Raw genomic sequence first — 24,047 nt, 5'->3', positions numbered from 1 at the left:
ACAGTTTATCTTCCGCAGACCGAAGCGAGTGTCTACGCTTATTAGAGAGCCCGGGCATGCCCGGCCCCTAAACTCACGCTATCCGGAGGCCTGTATCGCTATGTTCAGCCAGAAACTACGCAACGTTGATGACGACGAGTTGAGGATCGAAAACGATCCGTGCTACGAAGCCGATCCGTATGAGTTAAAACTGGATGAAATGTTCGACGCCGAACCGGAGCCGGAGATCATCGAAGGGCTACCGGCGTCTGACGCCCTGACCCCCGCCGACCGCTATCTCGAGTTGTTTACTAACGTACAAAAGTCGCGCATTTTTCTTGATAGCAAAACCTTTCCCGACTGCGCGCCGAAACACGATCCGCTGGATATCCTGATGCACTACCGGCGGGTTAAGCGTACGCCGGAGTTCGATTTGCGTCAGTTTGTGGAAGACAACTTCTGGCTACCGGATAGCCACGCCGATGATTACACCTCTGACCCGAAACTGACGCTAAAAGAGCATATTGATAAGCTATGGCCGGTGCTCACCCGTGAACCGCAGGATCATATTCCGTGGTCATCGCTGCTGGCGCTACCGCAGTCGTACATCGTCCCCGGCGGGCGTTTTAGCGAGACCTACTACTGGGATTCCTACTTCACCATGCTGGGTCTGGCGGAAAGCGGCCGTGAAGATTTGCTCAAATGTATGGCCGACAACTTCGCCTGGATGATTGAAACCTACGGTCACATTCCCAACGGCAACCGCACCTACTATCTCAGTCGCTCCCAGCCGCCGGTATTCGCCCTGATGGTGGAGCTGTTTGAGGAAGATGGCGTTCGCGGCGCGCGCCGCTATCTCGACCATCTCAAATTAGAGCACGCCTTCTGGATGGACGGCGCGGAATCGCTGATCCCTAACCAGGCCTACCGTCACGTGGTGCGTATGCCTGATGGTTCACTGCTTAACCGCTACTGGGACGACCGTGATACGCCGCGCGATGAATCCTGGCGAGAAGATGTCGAAACGGCGAAGCATTCCGGCCGGCCGCCAAACGAGGTCTATCGTGACCTGCGCGCCGGCGCGGCTTCCGGCTGGGACTACTCCAGCCGCTGGCTGCGCGATATCACCAGGCTGGCGAGTATCCGCACCACCCAGTTTATTCCCATCGACCTCAACGCTTTTCTGTTTAAGCTGGAAAATACCATCGCCAATCTTTCCGGCCTGAAGGGCGATCGCGAGGCTGAAGCCGAATTTCGCCGTAAAGCTAACGCTCGCCGGGAGGCGGTTACCCGCTACCTGTGGGATGAAGAGTGCGGCTGTTTTCGCGATTACGATTGGCGCCGTGAGCAGTTGGCCTTATTCTCCGCCGCCAGCATCGTCACGCTGTATGTCGGGATGGCGACCCACGCCCAGGCCGAACGGCTGGCGGATGCCGTACGCGCGCGTCTGCTCACCCCTGGCGGCATCATGGCGACGGAATATGAAAGCGGCGAACAGTGGGATAAACCCAACGGCTGGGCGCCGCTGCAGTGGATGGCGGTACAGGGATTCAAAATGTACGGCCACGACCCGCTTGGCGATGAAATCGCCCAGAGCTGGCTGCAGACGGTGAATCAATTTTATCTCAAACACCACAAGCTGATTGAGAAATATCATATCGCCAGCGGCGTACCACATGAGGGCGGCGGCGGGGAATATCCGCTGCAGGATGGCTTCGGCTGGACCAACGGCGTGGTGCGGCGGCTTATCAGCCTGTACGGCGAGCCGAGGTCTTCGTAAGGCACTTTCCGTCGGCAGGCTGTGCTGCTAAGGTTTTATTTTCCCTTTGCCAGAGCCGACAACATGCCCGAACTGCTTACGCCGCGGCTGCGCTGCTCGCCGCTGCAGCTTGACGACTGGTCTTTTTTTCTCAGCCTGCAACAGGATCCGCAGGTGATGCTCTATGTTGCGGATAACCGGCCCATCGCCGATATCCGCGCCGCGTTTGATGCACGCCTGCCGCTCTGGTCGCCTAAGTCCTCGCACTGGCTATGCCTGGTGGTTCGCGATCGGCAAAGCCATACGCCCCTTGGCCTGACCGGCTATTGCCATCACGATGATGATATCGCCGAAGTGGGCTTTCTCTTCGCCCCACAGGCGCAGGGGCTAGGCTATGGATATGAATCACTGTGTGCGCTATGTGATTGCGCATTTTCTACAGGCGGCATTCGTCGTCTTACCGCCAGCGTCACCGCCGGAAACCAGGCCTCAAGACAGCTGCTGCTAAAAACAGGATTTATACAGGAAGGAGAGCTACGCGAGAGCTACTGGTTACATGGCCGTTGGCACAATGACTGGCTGTTTGGCCTGATGCGCCACGATTATCAATAAGGCCCTGGGCCATCCGGCGAATGGGGGCGACCCCGCTTTTCCTCTACACTGCCGCCAACAATAGAGGAAAAGACCATGACTATCACCACGCTAAGCCTGGCGGGACTGCGATTTATTCAACAAACGCAAGGGCTGGCGCTACTGCCGTATCAGGACCAGTTTGGCCAATGGCGGGTCGGCTATGGCCACGCTATTGATGAAGATGAGAAAGAGACGCCCATCACCGCTGAACTGGCGATGATGCTATTGACGGTAGACCTGCTGCAGTGCCAACAGATTCTACAGCGCAGGTTGGTCGTGGAACTGACTCAGCCGCAGTACGATGCCCTGCTGGCGCTGGTATTCAGTTTAGATGGCAGCGCCCAGCCGCAGCTGGACGCTATTTTGCATTATCTTAACGGCCACAACATGACGCAGGCGCTGACGATATGGCGGAAAATTGACCGCGATAACGCCTTCCGCCTGCAGGAGTGCGAGTGGTTTTGTCAGGCCAGTTAGTTTTCACCGACGTTGTTAAACGCCATCGCCGCCTGGGTCCTGTTTTTCACATCCAGCCGCCGATATAACGACTCAAGATGCGCTTTCACGGTCCCGGCGCTGATATTTAACGTACGGCTAATTTCCTTATTAGAGCTGCCTTCCGCCAGCAGTTTTAAAATTTCCTGCTGGCGACGACTTAAATGTACAGCGTGCTTTCCGCGCTCCGCCGAAGTCATTAACCAGGTGCCAGGCAGACACATCATGCCCAACATGATGCTATTAATGATCTGGGCAAACATATCGGCGCTATCCTCACGCTGGGCAATGGCGCACACGTTCCACGCCAGCGCCCGTTGCAGCCAGCTTTTATTATCATCCGAAACCACTAATAATACTTTGGCATGCGGAAAACGCTGCTGCTTCTCCTGGAGCAACCAGCAACAAAATTCACAATTCAGGTCGCCATCAAGCATGAGGAGCGCCTGCGGATGAGCCGTGAGCAGTTGCCACAGCTGTTCTGCCTGACAGGTGCTATGAATATTAATTTCAGGAATACGTTGTTGTAAGCCGACCTTCATTCCATGAATAAATATTGACTGCCTGTCAAACATGATTACTTGCATGGACTGCTCTCCATCGAAAATACCCCTTTTAAAAGTGGGTGAAGGGTAATATCAGCCGACAAAAATAAGAACTCGCCGTATGACCTAAGCCATTTTACCGATGGAGGAGATGATATAAACATCATGATGATGAATAGTTACACGCCAGCGCGGAACGATTACTCATTCATAATATTTATTACATTTGATGTGAGGAATTCCTTAATTAAGCGGATAGATAACAGGATAATAATATTATTTATTCCAGTGTAATCGAGTCGCTGAAAATCAGCGATACGCATGATGCAAAAGAGTGTTACGGAATAATAAAAAGCACAATATGAAGGCGCCCTACGCTATTATGCGCAGGGCGTGATCATTATAAAAACATGCCGCCGGAAACCTCAACGCGCTGGGCGTTCATCCAGCCGAGCTCGTCACTCAGCAACGCGGCGATAGCATCGCCGATATCATCCGGCAGGCCGACGCGGCCTAGCGCCGTCTGGGCGGCAATATGCTGGTTAAGCGGGGCATTATCGCGCACCGCGCCGCCGCCAAAGTCGGTTTCAATTGCGCCGGGGGCAATGATATTAACCGATATTCCGCGAGCGCCGAGCTCCTTCGCCTGATAACGGGTTAACACCTCCATGGCACCTTTCATCGCCGCATAAGCGGAATAGCCCGGTAGTGCAAAGCGTGCCAGCCCGCTGGAGACGTTCAGAATGCGCCCACCGTCTTTAAGCAAAGGCAGCAGCTGCTGGGTAAGGAAGAACGGTCCCTTAAAGTGGATGTTCATCAACTCGTCAAACTGCCCTTCGCTGGTCTCGCTAAACGGCGCGGTCAACCCGATGCCGGCATTGTTCAATAAATAATCGAAGCTGTCGCGCTGCCACTTCTCCTTCAGACATTGCGTCAGCTGTTGTACAAAGCCTGCAAAACTGGCGGTATCGCCGACGTTCAGCGGCAATGCTGCCGCTTTCGCTCCTGTTTGCTCAATTTCGCGCACCACTTCCCGCGCCGCCTGCTGGTTGCTGTGGTAAGTAAGAATAATATCGGTTCCCTTCGCCGCCAGCTTCAGCGCCGCGTTTTTTCCCAGACCGCGGCTGCCGCCGGTTACTAAAGCGATACGTTGTGTCATCAGAAACCCCTTCGTCATTACGTGTGTGTGAATAAAGAGCTTATTAGCAGACGTATTAACAATAAATGGGCTAAATTACGTTTTACTGTTTCAGTATCAACAACAATAGGCAGTAAGCATGGATAAAATTCACGCAATGCAACTCTTTATTCGTGTCGCGGAACTGGAGAGTTTCTCTCGCGCCGCCGATACCCTTGGGTTGCCCAAAGGTAGCGTATCGCGACAGATCCAGGCGCTGGAGAGCCATCTCGGCGCTCGCCTGCTGCACCGCACCACCCGCCGGGTGCAGTTGACGCAGGACGGCATGGTCTATTACGAACGCGCCAAAGACCTGTTAAGTAATCTCGAAGAACTGGATGGTATGTTTCAGGGCGATCCGTCAAGCATTAGCGGCCGCCTGCGTGTCGATATGCCGATCAGCGTCGCCAAAAAACTGGTCATCCCGAAACTTCCCGCGTTTTTACAACAGTATCCCGGCATTGAAATCGAACTGAGCAGTAGCGACCGGCTGGTCGATGTGGTGCGCGAAGGCTTCGACTGCGTGATCCGGGTGGGTACGCTTAAAGACTCGGGACTCATCGCCCGCCCGCTCGGCAAACTCACGCAAATTAACTGCGCCAGTCCGCATTATCTGGCGCGCTTCGGCTACCCGGAAAGCCTCGACGATCTGGCGGATCATGCCTTGATCCACTACGCCAGCAACTTCGGCGCGCGGCAGTCAGGCTTTGAAGTCGTCAGCGACGGCGCCGTGCGCTGGGTGAAAACCGGCGGCGTGTTGACCGTCAATAGCACCGAAACCTACCAGGCCGCCTGCCAGGCCGGGCTCGGCATTATTCAGGTCCCGCGCATTGCCGTACGTGAACCGCTGCGTACCGGCGAGCTGGTTGAGATCCTGCCGCAGTACCGCGCCGAACCGATGCCGGTGTCGATTATCTATCCACATCGGCGCAATCTCTCCCGCCGCGTGCATCTCTTTATGGAGTGGCTGGGCGGATTGATGAAAGGTTATGTCGATTAATCGGCGCGGGTCGTCAACGCCCGTCGGGCCGATGGGCACCTGCAAGATGCGTCGTTTAAGGTATACTTTTGGCTGAATATCGCTGTAAAGAAAGGAAGAAATCACTTATGACGCCGGAAAACGACGATCGCCAACCGCCACAGGAAACGGGCCAGCAGCCGGAGAAAAACAAAAGTACGCTCGCCGCCATCAACGATTCCGCCGTTGGGCAGAAAGCTAACCAGGCGCTGAAAACGGTCACCGGAACGGCGGCCAAAGTTCAGCGCAATCCGGTAATAGCCCACCTGCTGCGCGCCGCCGAGCGGTTCAATGACAGGCTTGGCAATCAGTTTGGCGCAGCCATCACCTACTTCTCATTTTTGTCGATGATCCCCATTCTGATGGTCTCATTTGCTGCCGCTGGTTTCGTACTGGCCTGGCATCCGACCCTGCTGCAGGACATCTTCGATAAAATTCTGCAAAACGTCAGCGACCCGACGCTGGCGGCAACGCTTAAAAACACCATCAACACCGCCGTACAGCAGCGTACCGCCGTCGGACTGGTCGGCCTGTTGGTCGCGCTCTACTCCGGTATTAACTGGATGGGCAACCTGCGTGAAGCGATTCGCGCCCAGTCGCGCGACGTGTGGGAACGTACGCCGCAGGATCAGGAAAAAATCTGGGTAAAATACTTCCGCGATCTGATCTCGCTGATTGGCCTGCTGGTCGCGCTGGTTATCACGCTGTCGATTACCTCCGTTGCCGGATCCGCACAGCAGATGATCATCTCCGCGCTGTATCTCGATTATATAGAATGGCTGAAACCCGCATGGCGCCTGATTGGCCTGGCGATTTCCATCTTCGCGAACTATCTACTGTTTTTCTGGATCTTCTGGCGACTGCCGCGCCACCGTCCACGCCGCAAAGCGCTGTTCCGCGGTACGCTAATTGCGGCGATTGGCTTCGAGATTATTAAAATCGTGATGACCTGGACGCTGCCGGCGCTGGTGAAATCTCCATCCGGCGCCGCCTTTGGTTCCGTACTCGGGCTAATGGCCTTCTTCTACTTCTTCGCCCGTCTGACCCTCTTCTGCGCCGCATGGATTGCGACCGCGGAGTACAAAGACGATAAGCGGATGCCGGGCAAAGCCCACGATTAAAGTCATTATCGGGCTGAATAAAGACGCAAAATTCAGCCCGACCTATCATTTCAGCAGATAAATCCAGTGCGTAACTTTTATTTAACCTAAAACTGGTTTTATTCTCTAATATTTTAATTATGTGAAGCATTTCATAGAAGATATTTTCTCAGGGCGAAAATTATCCGCTTTTTGCCTGTTTTTTGCGCGATAGCGAGTTTTGTTACAGATTGAAATGTCTCTTTTGCTGTGGCTATATGGCTTTTCGTTCGCTCAAAAATAAGAAAGATCTATGCAAGCCACAGCCACTACTATCGACAACGCGCAAGACGCCACGCCGGTTAACTCGCGTAATAAAGTCGTCGTCGCCTCACTCATCGGCACCGCCATTGAGTTCTTCGACTTCTATATTTACGCCACCGCCGCGGTTATCGTCTTCCCCCATATCTTTTTCCCACAGGGTGATGCCGCCGCCGCGACGCTCCAGTCGCTGGCGACGTTCGCCATCGCCTTTGTCGCGCGCCCGATTGGCTCAGCGCTATTCGGCCACTTTGGCGACCGCGTAGGCCGTAAAGTCACACTCGTCGCCTCGCTGCTGACCATGGGCATCTCCACCGTGGTCATCGGCCTGCTGCCGGGCTATGAAAGCATTGGCATTCTGGCGCCGATGCTGCTGGCGCTGGCGCGCTTTGGTCAGGGTCTCGGCCTTGGTGGCGAATGGGGCGGGGCGGCCCTGCTGGCGACGGAAAACGCTCCGCCGCGCAAACGCGCGCTATATGGCTCCTTCCCACAACTGGGGGCGCCAATCGGCTTCTTCTTCGCCAACGGCACCTTCCTGTTGCTGTCGTGGCTGTTGAGCGACCAGCAGTTCATGGAATGGGGCTGGCGCGTGCCGTTCATCTTCTCTGCGGTACTGGTCATTATCGGTCTGTATGTTCGCGTGTCGCTGCATGAAACCCCGGTGTTCGCTAAGGTGGCGGCGGCGAAAAAACAGGTCAAAATCCCGCTTGGCACGCTGCTGACTAAGCACGTGCGCGTGACCGTGCTCGGCACCTTCATCATGCTGGCGACCTATACCCTGTTCTATATCATGACCGTTTACTCCATGACCTTCAGTACCGCTGCCGCGCCGATTGGCTTAGGTTTGCCGCGTAACGAAGTGCTGTGGATGCTGATGATGGCGGTCATTGGTTTTGGTGTGATGGTGCCGGTGGCGGGCCTGCTGGCGGATGCCTTTGGCCGTCGTAAAAGCATGATTATCATCACCACGATGATTATTCTGTTCGCGCTGTTCGCCTTTAAACCGCTGCTCGGTTCCGGCAACCCGATTCTGGTCTTCGCCTTCCTGCTGCTGGGCCTCAGCCTGATGGGGCTGACATTCGGCCCGATGGGCGCACTGCTGCCGGAGCTGTTCCCGACGGAAGTTCGTTATACTGGCGCCTCTTTCTCCTATAACGTGTCGTCGATCCTTGGCGCGTCGGTCGCACCGTATATTGCCGCCTGGCTGCAGGGCAATTACGGCCTGCCGGCTGTCGGTATCTACCTGGCGGCGATGGCGGCGCTGACGCTGATCGCCCTGCTGTTGACCCACGAAACCCGCCATCAATCGCTGTAAGTTGCAGGCCCTGACGCTGTTGCCGTCAGGGCCATCGCTCATCTCATCCTTACTTTTTCATCTGCGACAAAATCGTCCGGCACTGATTCGCCTCGCCTTCCGCCGGCGAGATCAGCGCCAGTAAAGCAGCCGCCGGCGTGACCAGCGTCGCTAACGCTGCCGCCACCGCGCCGCGGGCAATCAGCGGCCCGGCTTTCACCCCGGCATCCGGCGATTTAAAGGTACCGCGCACGTACAGCGGAGAACGCAGAGTAATCACCCGCAGGCCCTTACTTTCCGGGTCAACGGTCAGATCCAGCTGTTCAGAGGCAAAGCTGGCGGTGCCGGTAATGTTAATCAGCGCGTTCTCGGTATCGAAGGCGAAAATTTGCGGTCGCGCCACGCCGTTGACCACATCAATATTGGCCGCCGCGCAGTTCACCCGAACCTCCTCATCGCCAAAAATCTGCCCGATGATAAAGTTACCGACGTTTAAGCCGAGGATTTCCATCAGGTTGCGGCTAATCAGACCATCATTCATCAGCAGCTTAAGGTTGCCGTTGCTGTTGCCGAGCAGCGCCGCCACCGAATTACCGCTGCCGCGCAGTTGTACATCGCCGCTCATCTCACCGAGCGTTTTCTGCATCATTTCAACGTTCGGCATCAGCGCCTTAAGCTTGAGCCGCCGCGCCTGCAAATTGGCTTCGCCCTGTAGCGGTTTTTTATCGCCCTGCAGATGCACGCTGCCGGCAATCGAACCGTTGGCCAGGCCAAAGCGCACCGGTTGCAGACGCAGGTCGCCGCGTTCAAGAATAATGTGGGTCGCCAGGTCGCTGATGGGCAGAGTACCGCCGTGTTCGATTCGCCGCCCCTTGAAGCGCACATCGGCGTCCATCACCTGCCATTTATCCGTCTCAAAGCGATCGGCCGGCAGGACTTTTCCCGCTGGCTGTACGGCATCTCCCGCTTTACGTGATGAGGATTTCTTCGCCCCGCCGCCGGAATCAACGCCAATCAGCGGGCCGAGGTCCGCCAGCCGCAGCTGTTTAGACTCCAGATCGCCGGTGAGCTTCGGTCGCGGTTTGCCGGTGGTATAGGTCAACGAACCGTGGATATCGCTGTCGCCAATCCGGCCGTTAAAATCGCGATAGTCAAAACGCATGCCGTTTTTATGTTTAAAGTCGGCGCGCAGGCGGCCATCGGTGGAAAAGGACGGCGTTTCCGGCAGCAGAACGCCGGTCAGGTCGTAGAGGTCGCGCAACGAGTCGCCGGCGAATTTCAGCCGCAGATCGAGCCCGCCGACATTAAGCGGATCGCTGACCGTGCCGCTAAACGCTATCCGGGTATTACCAGAGTGAAAATCGCCTTGTAGCGGGAACGGGGTACTATCGCTACGTAGCGCCAGCATGCCGCCAATTTTTCCGCTGCCGCTCAGCGGCTGGCCTTTGTAGCGCCCCTTCACCGACAGGCCAAAGATATAATCGCCGGCTTTTGTCGCCTGCGCTTTGTTGCCCGCACCGGTGACTTCGCTAAACGGCAGCGCTTTGCCAAGCGGATCGACCACGATCGCGATATCGCTGCGGGTTACCTTATCGTCAATGCCGATGTTGCCGCGATCGAAGAGAATATTATCAAGGCGGAAAGACCAGGCCGATGGCGGGTTGGCTTTTTCGGATGCCGGGTCAGAAGCTAATTTAAAGGTCCAGTTATTGCTGTTTTCCGTCAGCCTTATCAGCCGGACGTCGGGCTGTTCGAGCTTAATCCACGGCAAGTAGACCGTTTTGCTCAGCAGCGCCAGCGGAGCCAGCGTCGCTTCCACGCGCGGCAGATGTACCATCGTCACTTGCGGAATGTCGGGCGGGTTGCCCAACACGATATCTTCGGCATGCACATGCGGCCACGGGATCCAGCTGCGCCAGCCGCGCTCCTCAGGCTGTCGCTCCCACACTACGCCCAGGTCGCCGCGAATGGCGAATGGCCGATTGAGCTCGGCGGAAACTTTCTGATTGATCGTCGGCTTGAGCCGGTTCCAGTCAAAGGTCGCCAACACGATGAAAAAAAGAACGATTAACAGCACAATCGTTCCCGAGATAATAGCAATCGTTTTACGGGTTCTGGTCATCCCCTCTCCGCTCCTTTTGCGTCTCGTCACTCCTCACTATAGTTGAAGAGCGCGGATTCATCCGCCAAATGCGCTTTTCGTCACATTTTGCGCGTCAGGTCAAAAAATAATGGAACGATGTTTTAATATGGTTGACCCTGCCGGGTGCCCAGCGCAAACTACCGTTAATTTCGATTCAATTTCAGGTCAGCACTATGTCTAAGAAAATTGCCGTGATTGGCGAATGCATGATTGAACTGTCAGAAAAAAACGCGGCGGTGAACCGCGGTTTCGGCGGCGATACCTTAAACACATCCGTCTACATCGCGCGCCAGACCAGCGCGGATGCCCTTAGCGTGCACTACGTGACCGCGCTGGGCACCGACACCTTCAGCCAGCAGATGCTGGAGTCCTGGCAGGGCGAACAGGTAAAAACCGATCTGATTCAGCGCATGGCTGACCGGCTGCCTGGCCTTTACTACATTGAAACGGACGAGACCGGCGAGCGAACCTTCTACTATTGGCGCAACGAAGCGGCGGCCAAATTCTGGCTCGAAAGCGAGCGCGCAGGCGCCATCTGCGAAGAGCTGGCTACCTTTGATTACCTCTATCTGAGCGGCATCAGCCTCGCCATCATCAGCCCGGCCAGCCGGGAAAAGTTGCTCACCCTGCTACGCGAATGCCGCGCCAACGGCGGGAAAGTGATTTTCGATAACAACTACCGTCCGCGCCTGTGGGCCAGCCAGCAAGAGACTCGCCAGGTGTACCAGCAAATGTTGGAATGTACCGACATCGCTTTTCTGACGCTGGATGATGAAGATGCGCTGTGGGGAGCGGTACCGGTTTCCGAAGTTATCGCCCGCACCCACGCCGCTGGCGTTGAAGAGGTGGTGGTGAAGCGCGGCGCCGACTCCTGCCTGGTGGCGATCGCCGGCCAGCCGCTGCTGGAGGTGCCCGCGGTGAAGCTGCCGAAAGAGAAAGTAGTGGATACCACGGCGGCGGGCGATTCGTTCAGCGCCGGCTATCTGGCGGTGCGCCTGACCGGCGGCGACGCGGAATCCGCGGCGAAACGCGGACATCTCACCGCCAGCACGGTTATCCAATATCGCGGGGCGATTATCCCGCGCGAAGCGATGCCGGACTAAGACCCTATTCCCCCTGCTTGCGCTGCGCTTAGCAGGGCTACCAAATCGTACAGTGCTGTAGCCCCGGTAAGCGGTAGCGCCACCGGGGATTTTGAGGCCACCAACACCGGCTATAAATTAAAGGCAAGTCGTACGAACCGTAGGCCGGATAAGGCGTAGCCGCCATCCGGCGCAAAAGCGGCTCCGCGCCCGCAGCCTGTGTTACTGCGCTGGGGGAATATCCGTCGCCTCGTTATGCGCATCAACCGTATCCGGCGTCGCGCTCACCGCCGCAGCGGGTGCTGGCGCCATCAGCTTTTCCCATGTCGCTTTCAGATCTTTCATGTTGTACTCCGGCTCGCCTTTCGGCTGCTGCAATACCAGCGCCATATCCTGCGACAGCTGCTGGCGCAGATATTGGTTCAACATGTCGACCGTCAGTGAGTTCAGGAACTCCTGGCGCAGTTTCTGATACTGCTCCGGCGCGATATCCACCACCTGATTTTGCAGCGAACGCATACGTTGGCTAATCAGGATATCGGTATCCGTGCGGGCATAGGTGGCGAACAGTTTTTGCAGTTCGAGATTCTTTTGCGCAATCAGTGCATCGAACTCTTCCTGTGGCAGACCATTGTCGCGTACCTTCGCCAGTTCGCGCGATACCGCGCTCAGGTTGGCGTTCAGGCGTTCGCCCGGCGAGTCGATATTGATCGCACACTGAGCGCGCTGGTACAGCACGCGGCAATCAAAACCGAGACCGATGTCTTTTACGTTGCTTTTGCTCAGGTTCTGCTGCACGTGCCAGAACAGCGCTTCCCGAGCCAGGTCATCGCGCCAGTAGCGCTGCAGCGCGGCGGAATCGCGGATTGGCTGCCATGGAGAATCCCACATGATCGACAGCTTATCCTGACGCACGGCATCGGTCATGATACTCACCGGTACAGCTGGCAGAGGCGATAGCGTTGGTACCGCCGCCGGGGTCTCGCGTTTACCTTTTAGTTCGCCGAAGATTTTGTTGATCTGCTCAGCGACGCTGCGGCTATCGACGTTACCGACAACAATCAGCGTCATCGCATCCGGGGTGTACCATTTCTGATAAAATTCTTTCAGCTGTTTAATATCAATCGGTTGCTTCAACGGCGCCGCCGGATCGTGACCGAGCATCGTTGAGCCCTTCAGGCGATAGCGCCACCAGCCTTCCTGGGTATCCAGCGGCCAGGTCGCCACCATATCGCTGCCCTGCAGGGCATGATTGACGGCTTGTTGGGTAATACTCAATTTACCGTTAGCGTCCGCCAGCCAGTTCAACGCCTCTTTAAGCAGGTCGTTGCGGTTGTTCGGCAAACTCAGATTAAACAAGGTGAAATCGTAAGAAACAATCGCCGGCGGCAGAGGACGCTTCGGGTCAATACTCTGCTGCCACAGCGAACGCGCCTGCATCGTCGGGAGGCTGCCGCTTTGGGTCAGCGCCAGGCGCGGAATGAAATGACTGAAGCCGCTCTGCTGAGTGCTTTCGCTCAGCGAGCCAATATTCACAGCCAGGCGGACTTCGACGCGATCGCTAGGGCGCTGCGGCGTGGAAAGTACCTGCCACGAAAAACCGTTCGCCAACGTCCCCTGTTGCCAGGCCGGGTCCGGCTGGAGCGCTTCTGCCTGCACAGAACCGGCCGTCGCTATCATCAGCAAACCACCGGTTAAGAGTCGAATTTTTGTGCCCTGCATGTGAACCCCTGATGAACATTCCTGGTTACATAGGCAACCCATCGCCGGGTTACCGAAAAAGGTGGTGAATCAAATACGTCGGTTAGACCACGCGTAGGCGAAAATGTCACATGAAGACGTAAAATAATCATGAGGTATCATTCCCCCAGAAGGGGAATGATACCTAATTTTGCGCAGGAGCCCATAGTCCATGGGCATAACTTGAGGAATTACGAGGATAATTCTTGCGATTTGTCCGCGGGAACGCGGTTATTCAACACATCATCGAGCTGTTTGGCATCGAGTTCTTTCACCCATTTCGCGACAACCACGGTCGCCACGCCGTTACCCACCAGGTTGGTCAACGCGCGCGCTTCGGACATAAAGCGGTCGATACCGAGAATCAGCGCCAGGCCCGCCACCGGCAGATGCCCTACCGCAGAGATGGTCGCCGCCAGCACGATAAATCCGCTCCCGGTGACGCCCGCGGCCCCTTTCGAAGAGAGCAGCAGCACCACCAGCAGGGTGATCTGATGGAAGATATCCATATGGCTATTGGTGGCCTGGGCGATGAACACTGCCGCCATCGTCAGGTAGATGGAGGTGCCATCGAGGTTAAAGGAGTAGCCGGTCGGTATCACCAGCCCCACCACTGATTTACGGCAACCCAACTTCTCCATCTTATCCAGCATTCGCGGCAGCGCGGATTCGGACGAAGAGGTCCCCAGTACAATCAGCAGCTCTTCGCGGATATAGCGAATGAATTTGAAGATACTAAATCCAGTGGCCCGCGCGATAGAACCCAGTACCAGCACCACGAACAGGATACAGGTGATGTAGAAGCAGATAATCAGTTGGCCCAGCTGTACCAGGGTACCGACGCCGTATTTACCGATGGTGAAGGCCATGGCCCCGAAAGCGCCGATCGGCGCCAGGCGCATAATCATGTTAATGATGCCGAAAATGACCTGCGAGAAGCTCTCAATGACGTTGAAAATCAGCTGGCCTTTGCTGCCTAAACGATGCAGCGCAAAGCCAAACAGGACGGCAAACATCAGCACCTGCAGAATATTACCGCTGGCGAAAGCGCCAATCACGCTGCCCGGAATAATATCGAGTAAGAAGGCGACAACACCCTGATCTTTAGCCTGCTCGGCGTAGACTGCCACCGCGTGCGCGTCCAGCGTCGCGGGATCGACGTTCATGCCCGCGCCGGGTTGCACTACGTTGACGATGATAAGACCGATAATCAACGCAATGGTACTCACCACTTCAAAGTAGAGTAGCGCCACCGCACCGGTACGACCGACGGCCTTCATGCTTTCCATCCCGGCAATCCCTGTTACAACGGTACAGAAGATAACCGGAGCAATGACCATTTTAATCAGTTTTACGAAGGCGTCGCCGAACGGTTTCATCTGCGCGCCAAGTTCCGGGTAGAAATGGCCCAGCAAAATACCGATAGCTATGGCCGATAAAACCTGGACATAGAGGCTTTTGAAGAGAGAGAGTTTCATAGGGTGTCCTTTGGGAATAACCACAGACAATGAAAGGTTATCTGTGTCTGTGGCTTAAAAATAACACCCTGGAAACATTTCAGAAATAAGTAAGCGCGAAGTTGCAACGGAATTGTTAAAATATTTGAGCTGACTCGCACAAACAAATAAAAATGTTACAAACTTGCATCGTCCTTATCGGCCTGCAGGAAGCGCTGCATAAAGCTTTCCAGCGGCAAGGCGCAACCAAACAGGTAACCCTGAGCGACATCCACGCCAGCCGCTTGCAACCATTTCAGCTGTTCTTCTTTTTCAACGCCCTCAGCAACGATCCGCAGCTTGAGCCCGCGTGCGAGTTGAATTATCGCCGGGACCATACTGGTATCATCCGGCAACATATCAATAAACGCCTTGTCGATTTTCAGGATATCAACCGGCAGCGATTTCATATGTTGCAACTGGCGCAACCCGGCATAACCCATGCCGAAATCATCCAGCGCAATACGCGTGCCGGCGTCGCGCAGCGGGCGCAGCAGGTCAATCACCGCCTGCGGATCGTCGAGACGGCAGCTTTCCGTCACCTCCAGCACCAGGGTGCCCGGGGCGATACGATAACGTTCAATGAGTGCCAGCAGCTCAACGCCGCGGTCAGGATGCAGCAACTGCAGTAACGAGACATTCACCGACAACGGCAACATGATCCCCTGCTGCTGCCAGGCTGCCAGCTGGCGGCAGGCTTCTTCCATCACCCAATAGCCTACCGGCACCATCAGCCCGCAGTTTTCAATACGCTCAATCAGATCGCACGGCAGCGACCAACCGCCATCGGCCTGTCGCTGGCGCAGCAGAACTTCCGCACCGCAAATATTGCCGCTGGCAATATCCACCTGCGGTTGAAACCAGATGGCGAACTGCTGATTCTCGAGCGCGGTGAGGATGTCGTGCTCTTCCATTAACCGACGCTGGGCTTTTTCCATCTGCTCGGGGTCAAAGAACTCGATCTGATTTTTGCCCTTGCGCCGCGCCGTCACCGCGGCGGAAACCGCCCGACGATAAAACTGTTCAGCGCTCAGTTCGCTATTAAACATCGCGATACCGACACTGGCGCAGGGCCGCAGCTGGACACCGTGCAGCGGCAATCGCTCGCTAATAGAAGTAAGCACTTGCTTACTTAACGACACCGCTTCCCACGGCTTGCTGAGTCCGGGGGCGAAAATAGCGAAATCGTAACCGCTCACCTGCGTCAGCACCATATTGGGTGGGATAACCGCTTTCAGCTTCTCAACCAGCGTCAGGAGCAGCATCTCGCGCTGGCTCTCTTTCAGGACGCCAGCGGCATCTTGCAAGGTCTCACAGGCTACCACCAGCAGCGTCGAGGGTTGTGGACGGGTTGTGGTCTGCTCCAGCATCGCCATCAAAAAGGCTTTGTTGGGGAGCTCAGACACCGGGAAACGGGTCGATTGCAGCGATAGCTCATCATGCTGACGCAGCAAAGACTGCTGGTTGCGATTGTAGCAACGCACCAGCATGCCGATTTCATCATCCTGGTGCAGTCGCGGCAGGCTCAGCTGATGTCCGAGCCGCTCCTGCGGCGGAATATCGTTAAGCTCGCGGGCGATGGCGCGCAGCGGGCGAACAATCAGCCGGTTAATGCACCAGGTAAGCGCCACCGTCAAAATAAGCACCAAAAGTAAGTAAGTAGTCACTAACGTCGCGAGCGCGCTCATGACGAATTTATACATGCGATAGGAATCCGCCTGCAGCACCAGATAGGCCAGCGGCTGCGGATTTGCCGGGCGTTCAAGCGAGTAAATCGGCAGGGATATCTGCACCGGTAGTTCAAACAGGCGGGTGATCATCACCGGCACCGGGCGTTCGGGAATAAAGCGCATCCGCAGCGCCTGAAATTGATTTGGTAGCACCACATCCGCCCGGCTGACGATCCCAGCAGGCTGAATGCGGCCCAGAATGGCTTCCGCTTCGGGAATATCGGCTTTCAAAATTGCCGCCGACAGGGGCTCGCGAACGGAACGGGCGATACTTTCTAATTGCGTGGCCGTGGTATAGCGACTCTGTTGCACAAAGTGAAACAGCAAAATAGAGCAAAAGACCAGGACAAACGCCATGGACACGCTCGCGACCATCGCCATCTGTTTAATTGTAAGTGAGCGGCTGACGCGCAACTGTGTTCTCCACTGAAACTGAACGACTATCCGGCAAGATCCATCGATACCGGTCGTTTTCAGGCTGATTATATACGCAAATGGTTCGCTCTCGCCCGCAAGGCGGGTTCTTCCCGAAAGCGGCGGGCGAGGTACGGCGAGTATACGCGAACAGCGCGGTGGATTGGCGATTAGCCGTAGAAATCAGGCTAATCTGCTACCAATCCGCATAAGGCACCAACGGCTGCGGCGGCATATCCATGTCGCCCTGCCAGCCGGAAGCAGAATAGCGCACGTACAACAGCGCGTGGCTCGGGGTGTAATCTTTAGCCTGCTGAATATCCACAGCCGCGCCGACAAACCAGTTGCCGGTGACTCGCCGTTCCACCAGAGCCCTTGCGGTATAACCGAAGCCCTGGCTGCTGCCGCCCTCTTCTTTTTGCTGGCTGGCATCGTAGCGATACTGTGAAGGAATCAAATTCAGCAACGGATAGCGCGCATGAGTTTGCGTACGCGAATGGGACCACGACACCGACCCGCCGAGTTCCCACGACCAGTTTTCGGTACGCTGACGCCAGATGACCGGCACCGAGAAGGAGAGATACTCCTGCGGGCTGTAGTAACCGCCCTGGCCCAGCGTGTAACCGCTGAGGTCTTTGTCGTAGTGCCAGATCATATTGGTCAGGCCGACGGTCACCCGGCGATTATTTTCATTGATCGCTTTATAGTAGTAACCGGTCATCCAGCGTACGCGCCAGTTGTCCTCGACGTTTTTGCCGGTGAGTTGGTCAGCCCCCAGCGATGACCAGATGCCGTTAGCCTCGCCTTTATCGTAGCTGAGGCTGATGCCGCCGCCGGCGGCGCGGACGCCGCCCCAGGTAGTGCCGGTATGGCCGTCGTTAGGATTATCTTTTTGCCCGCCGAAGGAGAGCAACGAGCTGGAAATGGGTCGCCGGTGGACGTTAACGGTATAGCCGACCGGGCCGGCATCGCCGCTATAACTCAGTCCCCCCACGACATCCACCACGTTAAAGCCCATCGGCGTGGTGCCGATATCGCCGCTCCAGGTGTCGTTCTTCCAGCCAACCGCTACGCTGGCGCCGCCATCGCTCTGATTTTTACTGCCGCCATAGCAGCTAATTTCACCACAGGTTCCCCAACTCGGCGAATAACCGCCATCGCTATTAGTGGAAAACGACCCGGCGTTCATATTCACCACATCGGTACGGAAGAACATCCGCCCGTCATACAACGGCGCGTCCACCTGCAACATGGTAGTGTGCGCTTTGAGGTCTGAATAACCGCCGGTGCCGCTCGATCCCCAATAGTCGTGCTCAAGGGTAACGTTAAGATCCTGCTGGCGATAAAGATCGGCGGCGTCGCTGCGGATCCCGCGCTTCAGCCAGTCATCCTGGCTATCGTTACGGGTCAGGCGGGTAAAAGTGTCATTATCCTGCGGGCGAACGCGGGTCACGCCAGCGGCCACCATCGCGTCTTTATAGCTTTCCAGGGCCTGCTGTGGTTGCTCGCTTTGCGTCTGGAAACGCGCGGCATCACGCAGCACCAGCGCGCTTTCCATCGACGGCGGCTGGCTTTTCGCCTGCGGCGCGATGCGGTCAAATATTTGTTGCGCGCCCGCGGTATCGTCAAATCCGGCGCGGGCCAGCGCTACCCGGCGCTGCATGTTGATCGATTCCGTATCCGCATCCTTCAACTGCGCGACCTGCGCGCGGGCGGCGTTTTTATCGCCCTCGGCGAGATAGACTTCCGCCAGGCCAAGGCGCGCATCGCCATTATCAGCCTGCTGGCTCAGCACCCGATGGTACTGGGCTATCGCCCCTGCGCTATCGCCGCGCTGCTGCGCCCAATCCGCCAACGCCAGATCGTAGCGGATCGATTCCGGCTGCTGTTTAATCAAGGCAATGGCCTGCGCTTCCTGCCCGCTATCGCGAAGTTGGTTGGCCTCGCGCATCACTTTGTCGCTTTGCAGACGCCCTTCCAGTTCACGAATATTATCGGTCCACTGTCCGCGCGGCAGCGCGTTAATTTGCGCCAGCGCCCTATCACCCTGATTATTACCGGACAAATAGAGGCCGTAGGCGTAAACCCGTTCGGCATCGCCCGGCTTGCGGTTGGCCATGTTACGCATCAGCGCGTCCGCTTCCGGCCGCTGGCCGGCGCTGACCAGATCTTTCGCCAACCGATAGGTTATCCACACGCTTTCAGGATCCAGAGCCAGACGCCGCCGCTGCACCTCCGCGGCCTGCGCCCAACTGCCCTGGCTTTCCAGCGCTTCGGCCTGTTTTTCCAGCCGATCGTTGGTAAGACTGCGTTCGATATCATCAATACTGCGCCGCTGGCTGGCGGGGAGGCTGGCAATATAGGCGCTGGCTTTTTCCGGCGATTCACGACGATAAACATTCGCCAGACCGCGTACGGCGAGATTATTGTCGCGATCCATGCGTAACGCCTGGCGATAGTAGCGCTCGGCGGCGGCGTCATCTTTGCGCGCCGCGGCGACATCGCCTAACCCCAGAACCGCGTAGCTGTCGGTGTTATCCACCCGCTGCGCCTGGGCGTACGCATTTTGCGCCTGCGCCAGTTGGCCTGCTTTCAGCGCGTTATCGCCCTGTTTAATCAACAACCAATAGCGGTTGGTCTTCAGCAAACTGTCCCACTTATCGCGATTCGGGCTTTTCGGATCCATCGCGATCGCTTTATTAAGCTGCGCCACCGCCCGCGCCCGATCGCCGCGCTGTGAGTAGGCGGCGCCCAGCGCGCCGACGGCATCGCTATCGCGGGCATCCGCGCGTACCGCCTGCTGCAGATCGGCCACCGCCTGCGCCGCATTACCGGATTTCACCGCCGCCAGCCCTTCGCTTTTGGCGCGGAAGGTTGGGTCTTGCAGTTGAGTTTGCTGCTGCGCCAGCAGCACCCGGGCGTTAGCGGCGGCGGAACCGGCGGGGAACTGGAGCAGGAATCGCTGTAGTGCCTGAACGCTGCCTCTGCTGACCGGCATACTTTTAATTTCGCCGAGCCACATATCAGCCGCAATTCCGCGGCCTGAAGCCGAACGCGCCATCTGTTCCAGATAGGCGAAGCCCTCCTGCGGCTTGTTATCTGAAAACATCTGCTTCGCCAGCGAGGTCAATAGCGTGACGTTATCCGGAGTACTGGCATTGAGTTTTTTCAGCTGGCTGACGCCTTCGCTATGGCGAGCGGGCAATCGCGCCACCAGCGTCCAGTATTCGATAGCGGCTTCGGTATCCGTTGGGACGCCGCCAAAGAGCTTTTCATAGGCGGCGACGGCTTCATCGACCTTCCCGGCAACGCCGAGCAATCGCGCCTGCTGCAACGCCTGGCGACCGCTACCGGTACTGATCTTCATCTCGTTGCGCGTCGCTTGTAGCGCCGACGATTCCGGGGCCAGCTTTGCCAGCAGATCGAGTTGCTTTTGCGCGCCGGCGGTGTCGCCCTGGCGCAGCAGATAGCGCGTCCGCGCGGCAAGATAATCGGGGTTATTCGGGTCGATCAGTTCCAGCCTATAAAGTGACTGACGCACCAGGTCCTCACGACTGCTGGCCTCGCCGAGACGCACTTGTTCCAGCAGATGCTGCTGCGCAGGGGTATTCTCCGCCTGCGCCAGCGGCAACAGGCCAAGGCCGACAGACAGCGTGATGAAGCTTAGTGAGAACTTGCGCATGCCTGGTTCCAGTCAGGTTGTAATTCGCCACCCGCGGCGAAACGAAAACGATGTTGATCCCACCCCTGGCCGAACAGCGTCAGCACCGCGCTGTAGTAGGCGTCCGCGTCGGGATAATGATCGGCGACCCGTTGGCGTTGTAGCGCGCGGGCGTCGTCATCTTGTAAAAACGGCAGCATGGCGGCGGAAAAGCCAACCGGCCCCTCGCCAGTCGTTTTCCCGCTGGCGATATTGGTTTTTTCCGGCGGTAATCCCTGTTTGATCGTCTGAACCGCCATCGGTTTGAAACGCGCCAATAGCGGCGCTTTTTGTTTATCGGCGTTATTGAGCATTCCGACCCACAGATAGACGCGGATAGCGTCATAGCTGCCAATAATCGGTTTATCGGTTTTCAACTGCCAGCCGCTACCTTTCTCATAGCGCACCCAGTCCGGCGAGAAGCCTTTTGGCGCCGTTTCCAGCAGCAGTCGCAGATTGCTGTCGCGGATCTTCGGCCACGGCGCGCCAAAGCGGGTAAAGTAGGTGGCGAGCTGCGGCGGCAGATAACTTGGATTAAAGCGCCAGCCCTTGTCGTCCGCGAAACCAACTTTCCCCGGCAGTACCGACGGCCCGAGCCCCGGAACATCACCGACTTCTTCATCGGCAATCCGCGCCAGCAGCGCTTTTCCTACCTCAGTATAGTTATCAACCTTCCACAGGCGTCCGGCTTCCAGCAGCGCCCAGGCAATCCACAAATCAGAATCCGCAGCCGAATTGCTGTCCAGCACCGTCCATTCATCCTCGCTCTTTTTCCCCCATAGCCATCCCGGCAGATGGGCGCGCAGATCGCCCTGCGCCAGGTTGTTCTGCGTCCACTGGAACAGCTTATCGAAGCCCTGGCGATCGTTGGCCGCGAGAGCGAAGAACAGCGCGTAGCTTTGCCCTTCGGAGGTGGTGATTTTGCGCGCATCGCTGGGGTCGATGACCCGCCCTTCGGCGCTGACATACGCTTTTTTAAACTGCTCCCAGGCGGGCCACTGGCAGGCGGCGCTAACCTGCCCCGCCGCCAGCATCAATACCGAGAGAAGTACCCCACGAAATGCGTTCATCAGCAATTACTCATCATCAGGGTCAAGACGGCGACGGCTGAGAATACGCAGCATGCGCCACAGCACCCACGCCAGCAGCACAATGCTGACGGCCGCCAGAATCGCCAACAGTATCGGATGGCTGGAGAGCGCAAACCAGATGCGCTCGAACCACGGCAGATGGCCGACATAATAGATATCGCCAACCCGCAGGCTATTGACGCCGGATTCGCGAATCACCGCCACCGAACCGAACATCGCCGCCCGTTTGCCGCTGTCATTTAAGGCGTTTGTAAGCAGCTCGTTGCCGCGTGGGCTATCGGCCATCAGGGCGATCACGCTGCGCTGGTCGTTGTATGGCGACTGGAAGCCGATAATCGCCGCCATTGGCCCGGAAGAGGTGATGTCGGTTCGCGTATGCGGCGTGCGGGCGTCATCGTCCGGGTAGATGCTGGCCAGGTCATAGTGACGCATCGGCGTTTTCACCCAGCTTTTGGTCGCCTCAACCAGCAGATTGATTTTGCTGTCGTCTTTCAGCGATGGCGGAATAGCGCCAATCAGCATCAGGTCGGCATCTTTGCCCTTAATCTGGTTACCGTCATCGGTCATCTGCAAGTTGATAGCCGCCAGCCCGCTCTGCGCGCCGATGCCACCTACCGCCTGCAGTAGCGTCTCCACCTGGCCCGCATCAGGCGTTTTCGGCACCACGATCAGCGTCTGAGAGAGATCGGCCATGCGGGTATACGGGAAACCGGCGTTGGCGAAGACGCGCAGATCCGGCATCGCCAGGAAGTGGTAATACTTCGAAAAATCGATGGTGGAGTCATCGCCGATGACCACGTGATTCTGCACCGGCTGGAAGGTAATGCAGTTATCGATGTTGCCGCCGGGCATCGGGTTCATGTACTGGAAATCGAAGCGCAACTGGTTCATCGCCCCCAGGCGCAGCGCGGGTATGGTCACCTGGTTCTGGCCGTCCAGTAACCCCTGCAGCACCGGCAGGCGTAAAATCAGCTTATTCACATCCTGCGAGCTATTGAGGCTGAACGACTGCAGGAACTGATCGTTTAGGCTGATATCCATCCGCGAGCTATCTTTGATCGGCGGCATGGTATAGCGATACTTCAGGTCCATATCGATGCCGTTAGCGCGCAGCAGATACAGATCCGGCGGCAGATTCAGCGCCACGTTAATCGAATCTGGCACCAGGCCGCTTGATTGCAGTTGCTGTTCATAGGTTTTCAGCTCGCCGAAAGTCACCGGCCTGTCGGTACGAACCCAGTTCGGCGCGTCATAGGGCTGGCGGGCCTTCAACTCTTTCACGCCATCCACGACGACACTATCGCCGCGGAACAAAATATTCCCCTGGGCAATGCCCTTGGCCGCCAACAGCAGGTCTTGATCGTTGCGACCGAAGATCACCAGCAGCTTGACGTACGGGTTGCTCGGATGGTTGACCATTTCGATAGTCGGCGCTTTCACCGGCGGATGGTCGCGCAGGAAGTCCGGACGCTTATCGTTGGTCGCGAAGATGATAGCGTTACGTTCCGGTATCTCATTGAAGTGGACCGGGAACTGCTGGCCGCGCCAGCCAGCCTTGCTGCCAAACCAGGAGGCGACAATCGCCGCCGCCTGCTGTTGTATGACGTCAGGCGCAGCAGCAAAAACCATCGGCAACGTCAGCGGACGGTTGTCGCGCGAGTCGTAGAACGGCACCGGGAAGTGGGAGAGATCGTTACGGACCTGCAGCGACTGATAGGTTAAATCCAGCGAGCTCTCACGACCGATATCAAGCCACAACGTACTGCTCGCCGGGTTTTCGCAAACGTCGCGATAGTGGCCGACGAACTCCAGCCGCACGCGGTTAAAATCGGTGATATACAGCGGATCGACGGGGATCTGGGCGCTCACTTTTTTACCCAGTTGCTCTTTGGTGACCGGCAGTACGCCCATCAGCTCGTCGTTAAGATAAACCTTCAGTTGAGACTGCACCGGCAGCAGCGATGGCGACGGCGTGTAGTCAAGATTGAGCAGCGCTTTGGCGACCACCTCATCGCTGCGCATACCGAACTCTACGGCGCCCTCAGGATGCGAACCGCGCAGCACCATGCTCCCCGGCGGCGGCGCGATTTGCGCAAAAGTCAGCTTCACATCGCGAGAGGGAATGTTGTCCGCCACCACCACCGGCGCGGCGGCAGAATCGATAACCGTCGCCGTTGGCTGGCCATCGTTAACGACCGGCGCTGGCTGAACAGCTCCCGCTGTCGCTGGAACTCCGGCAACCACGGCCTCCGGCGACGTCGCCGGAGCCGAAAATGTTGCGAAGGGGTACCAACTGCTCATTCCCACCGCCACTGCACAAATCAAGGAAAGTTTTCTTTTCATCGCATTAT

Annotated in this window: 16 protein-coding genes; 7 read left to right on the top strand and 9 right to left on the bottom strand. The window is 57.0% G+C overall.

All coding sequences use genetic code 11. The annotated features are described in order from the left end of the window. Positions 1-100: 100 nt before the first annotated feature. From AC2CGP_RS08405 to AC2CGP_RS08395, 3 genes are all read left to right on the top strand, one after another. Positions 101-1,759: an alpha,alpha-trehalase gene (locus AC2CGP_RS08405; protein WP_015369256.1), complete on the top strand. Its 1,659-nt coding sequence runs from the start codon at positions 101-103 to the stop codon at positions 1,757-1,759. A 63-nt stretch (positions 1,760-1,822) separates the two neighbouring features. Continuing rightward, positions 1,823-2,350 carry a GNAT family N-acetyltransferase gene (locus AC2CGP_RS08400; protein ID WP_213759459.1) on the top strand — a complete coding sequence of 176 codons (528 nt, stop codon included), beginning with the start codon at positions 1,823-1,825 and terminating at the stop codon, positions 2,348-2,350. A gap of 75 nt (positions 2,351-2,425) precedes the next feature. Beyond that, positions 2,426-2,848 (top strand): glycoside hydrolase family protein, encoded by a 423-nt coding sequence (locus AC2CGP_RS08395; protein ID WP_045365100.1) that lies wholly within the window; start codon positions 2,426-2,428, stop codon positions 2,846-2,848. Here AC2CGP_RS08395 and AC2CGP_RS08390 read toward each other — a convergent pair. Next, positions 2,845-3,453 (bottom strand): response regulator transcription factor, encoded by a 609-nt coding sequence (locus tag AC2CGP_RS08390; protein ID WP_100279347.1) that lies wholly within the window; start codon positions 3,451-3,453, stop codon positions 2,845-2,847. The genes AC2CGP_RS08395 and AC2CGP_RS08390 overlap by 4 nt on opposite strands. A gap of 358 nt (positions 3,454-3,811) precedes the next feature. Further along, positions 3,812-4,570: an SDR family NAD(P)-dependent oxidoreductase gene (locus AC2CGP_RS08385; RefSeq protein WP_015369251.1), complete on the bottom strand. Its 759-nt coding sequence runs from the start codon at positions 4,568-4,570 to the stop codon at positions 3,812-3,814. 118 nt (positions 4,571-4,688) lie between these two features. Here AC2CGP_RS08385 and AC2CGP_RS08380 point away from each other — a divergent pair, with 118 nt between their 5' ends. The 3 genes from AC2CGP_RS08380 to AC2CGP_RS08370 all read left to right on the top strand — a co-directional run bounded on the left by AC2CGP_RS08380 (position 4,689) and on the right by AC2CGP_RS08370 (position 8,321). Continuing rightward, positions 4,689-5,588, top strand: a complete 900-nt coding sequence (locus AC2CGP_RS08380) for a LysR family transcriptional regulator (protein WP_015369250.1) — start codon at positions 4,689-4,691, stop codon at positions 5,586-5,588. Between the two features lie 107 nt (positions 5,589-5,695). Continuing rightward, a complete protein-coding gene (yhjD, locus tag AC2CGP_RS08375; RefSeq protein ID WP_020077734.1) occupies positions 5,696-6,727 on the top strand; it encodes an inner membrane protein YhjD in 1,032 nt (343 codons plus the stop codon). A 271-nt stretch (positions 6,728-6,998) separates the two neighbouring features. Next, positions 6,999-8,321, top strand: a complete 1,323-nt coding sequence (locus AC2CGP_RS08370) for an MFS transporter (protein WP_015703754.1) — start codon at positions 6,999-7,001, stop codon at positions 8,319-8,321. Between the two features lie 49 nt (positions 8,322-8,370). Here the strand turns inward: AC2CGP_RS08370 and AC2CGP_RS08365 are convergent, their stop codons facing one another. Next, complete coding sequence (locus AC2CGP_RS08365; protein WP_063443094.1) at positions 8,371-10,422, bottom strand: AsmA family protein; 2,052 nt, start codon at positions 10,420-10,422, stop codon at positions 8,371-8,373. Between the two features lie 194 nt (positions 10,423-10,616). Between AC2CGP_RS08365 and kdgK the strand changes: the two genes are divergently transcribed. Next, positions 10,617-11,546, top strand: coding sequence for a 2-dehydro-3-deoxygluconokinase (gene kdgK / locus AC2CGP_RS08360; RefSeq protein WP_213759460.1), 930 nt, complete (start codon positions 10,617-10,619; stop codon positions 11,544-11,546). A 201-nt stretch (positions 11,547-11,747) separates the two neighbouring features. Here kdgK and AC2CGP_RS08355 read toward each other — a convergent pair whose 3' ends face one another. The 6 genes from AC2CGP_RS08355 to bcsB form a co-directional block, all read right to left on the bottom strand. Next, positions 11,748-13,247 carry a M16 family metallopeptidase gene (locus AC2CGP_RS08355; RefSeq protein WP_015703757.1) on the bottom strand — a complete coding sequence of 500 codons (1,500 nt, stop codon included), beginning with the start codon at positions 13,245-13,247 and terminating at the stop codon, positions 11,748-11,750. A 209-nt stretch (positions 13,248-13,456) separates the two neighbouring features. Beyond that, entirely contained in the window at positions 13,457-14,743 is a 1,287-nt protein-coding gene (locus AC2CGP_RS08350) for a dicarboxylate/amino acid:cation symporter (protein ID WP_015369244.1), read from the bottom strand. A 155-nt stretch (positions 14,744-14,898) separates the two neighbouring features. Then, entirely contained in the window at positions 14,899-16,905 is a 2,007-nt protein-coding gene (hmsP, locus tag AC2CGP_RS08345) for a biofilm formation regulator HmsP (RefSeq protein ID WP_213759461.1), read from the bottom strand. A 196-nt stretch (positions 16,906-17,101) separates the two neighbouring features. After that, a complete protein-coding gene (gene bcsC / locus AC2CGP_RS08340) occupies positions 17,102-20,587 on the bottom strand; it encodes a cellulose synthase complex outer membrane protein BcsC (RefSeq protein WP_213759462.1) in 3,486 nt (1,161 codons plus the stop codon). Next, positions 20,569-21,675 carry a cellulose synthase complex periplasmic endoglucanase BcsZ gene (bcsZ, locus tag AC2CGP_RS08335; protein ID WP_213759463.1) on the bottom strand — a complete coding sequence of 369 codons (1,107 nt, stop codon included), beginning with the start codon at positions 21,673-21,675 and terminating at the stop codon, positions 20,569-20,571. Before bcsZ ends, bcsC begins: the two co-directional genes overlap by 19 nt. Before the next feature lie 6 nt (positions 21,676-21,681). Further along, complete coding sequence (gene bcsB / locus AC2CGP_RS08330; protein WP_032706518.1) at positions 21,682-24,039, bottom strand: cellulose biosynthesis cyclic di-GMP-binding regulatory protein BcsB; 2,358 nt, start codon at positions 24,037-24,039, stop codon at positions 21,682-21,684. Between the last annotated feature and the right edge of the window lie 8 nt (positions 24,040-24,047).

This window comes from Klebsiella sp. SYXHC3 (genome assembly GCF_057196925.1).
This window is presented reverse-complemented; position numbering and strand designations above follow the sequence as displayed.

Coding starts and splice junctions, on each gene's coding strand:
- AC2CGP_RS08390 (WP_100279347.1), bottom strand. CDS start 3,453: ATGCAAGTAATCATGTTTGACAGGCAGTCAATATTTATTCATGGAATG.
- bcsB (WP_032706518.1), bottom strand. CDS start 24,039: ATGAAAAGAAAACTTTCCTTGATTTGTGCAGTGGCGGTGGGAATGAGC.
- AC2CGP_RS08405 (WP_015369256.1), top strand. CDS start 101: ATGTTCAGCCAGAAACTACGCAACGTTGATGACGACGAGTTGAGGATC.
- AC2CGP_RS08370 (WP_015703754.1), top strand. CDS start 6,999: ATGCAAGCCACAGCCACTACTATCGACAACGCGCAAGACGCCACGCCG.
- AC2CGP_RS08355 (WP_015703757.1), bottom strand. CDS start 13,247: ATGCAGGGCACAAAAATTCGACTCTTAACCGGTGGTTTGCTGATGATA.
- AC2CGP_RS08350 (WP_015369244.1), bottom strand. CDS start 14,743: ATGAAACTCTCTCTCTTCAAAAGCCTCTATGTCCAGGTTTTATCGGCC.
- kdgK (WP_213759460.1), top strand. CDS start 10,617: ATGTCTAAGAAAATTGCCGTGATTGGCGAATGCATGATTGAACTGTCA.
- AC2CGP_RS08400 (WP_213759459.1), top strand. CDS start 1,823: ATGCCCGAACTGCTTACGCCGCGGCTGCGCTGCTCGCCGCTGCAGCTT.
- AC2CGP_RS08380 (WP_015369250.1), top strand. CDS start 4,689: ATGGATAAAATTCACGCAATGCAACTCTTTATTCGTGTCGCGGAACTG.
- AC2CGP_RS08385 (WP_015369251.1), bottom strand. CDS start 4,570: ATGACACAACGTATCGCTTTAGTAACCGGCGGCAGCCGCGGTCTGGGA.
- AC2CGP_RS08365 (WP_063443094.1), bottom strand. CDS start 10,422: ATGACCAGAACCCGTAAAACGATTGCTATTATCTCGGGAACGATTGTG.
- yhjD (WP_020077734.1), top strand. CDS start 5,696: ATGACGCCGGAAAACGACGATCGCCAACCGCCACAGGAAACGGGCCAG.
- bcsZ (WP_213759463.1), bottom strand. CDS start 21,675: ATGAACGCATTTCGTGGGGTACTTCTCTCGGTATTGATGCTGGCGGCG.
- AC2CGP_RS08395 (WP_045365100.1), top strand. CDS start 2,426: ATGACTATCACCACGCTAAGCCTGGCGGGACTGCGATTTATTCAACAA.
- bcsC (WP_213759462.1), bottom strand. CDS start 20,587: ATGCGCAAGTTCTCACTAAGCTTCATCACGCTGTCTGTCGGCCTTGGC.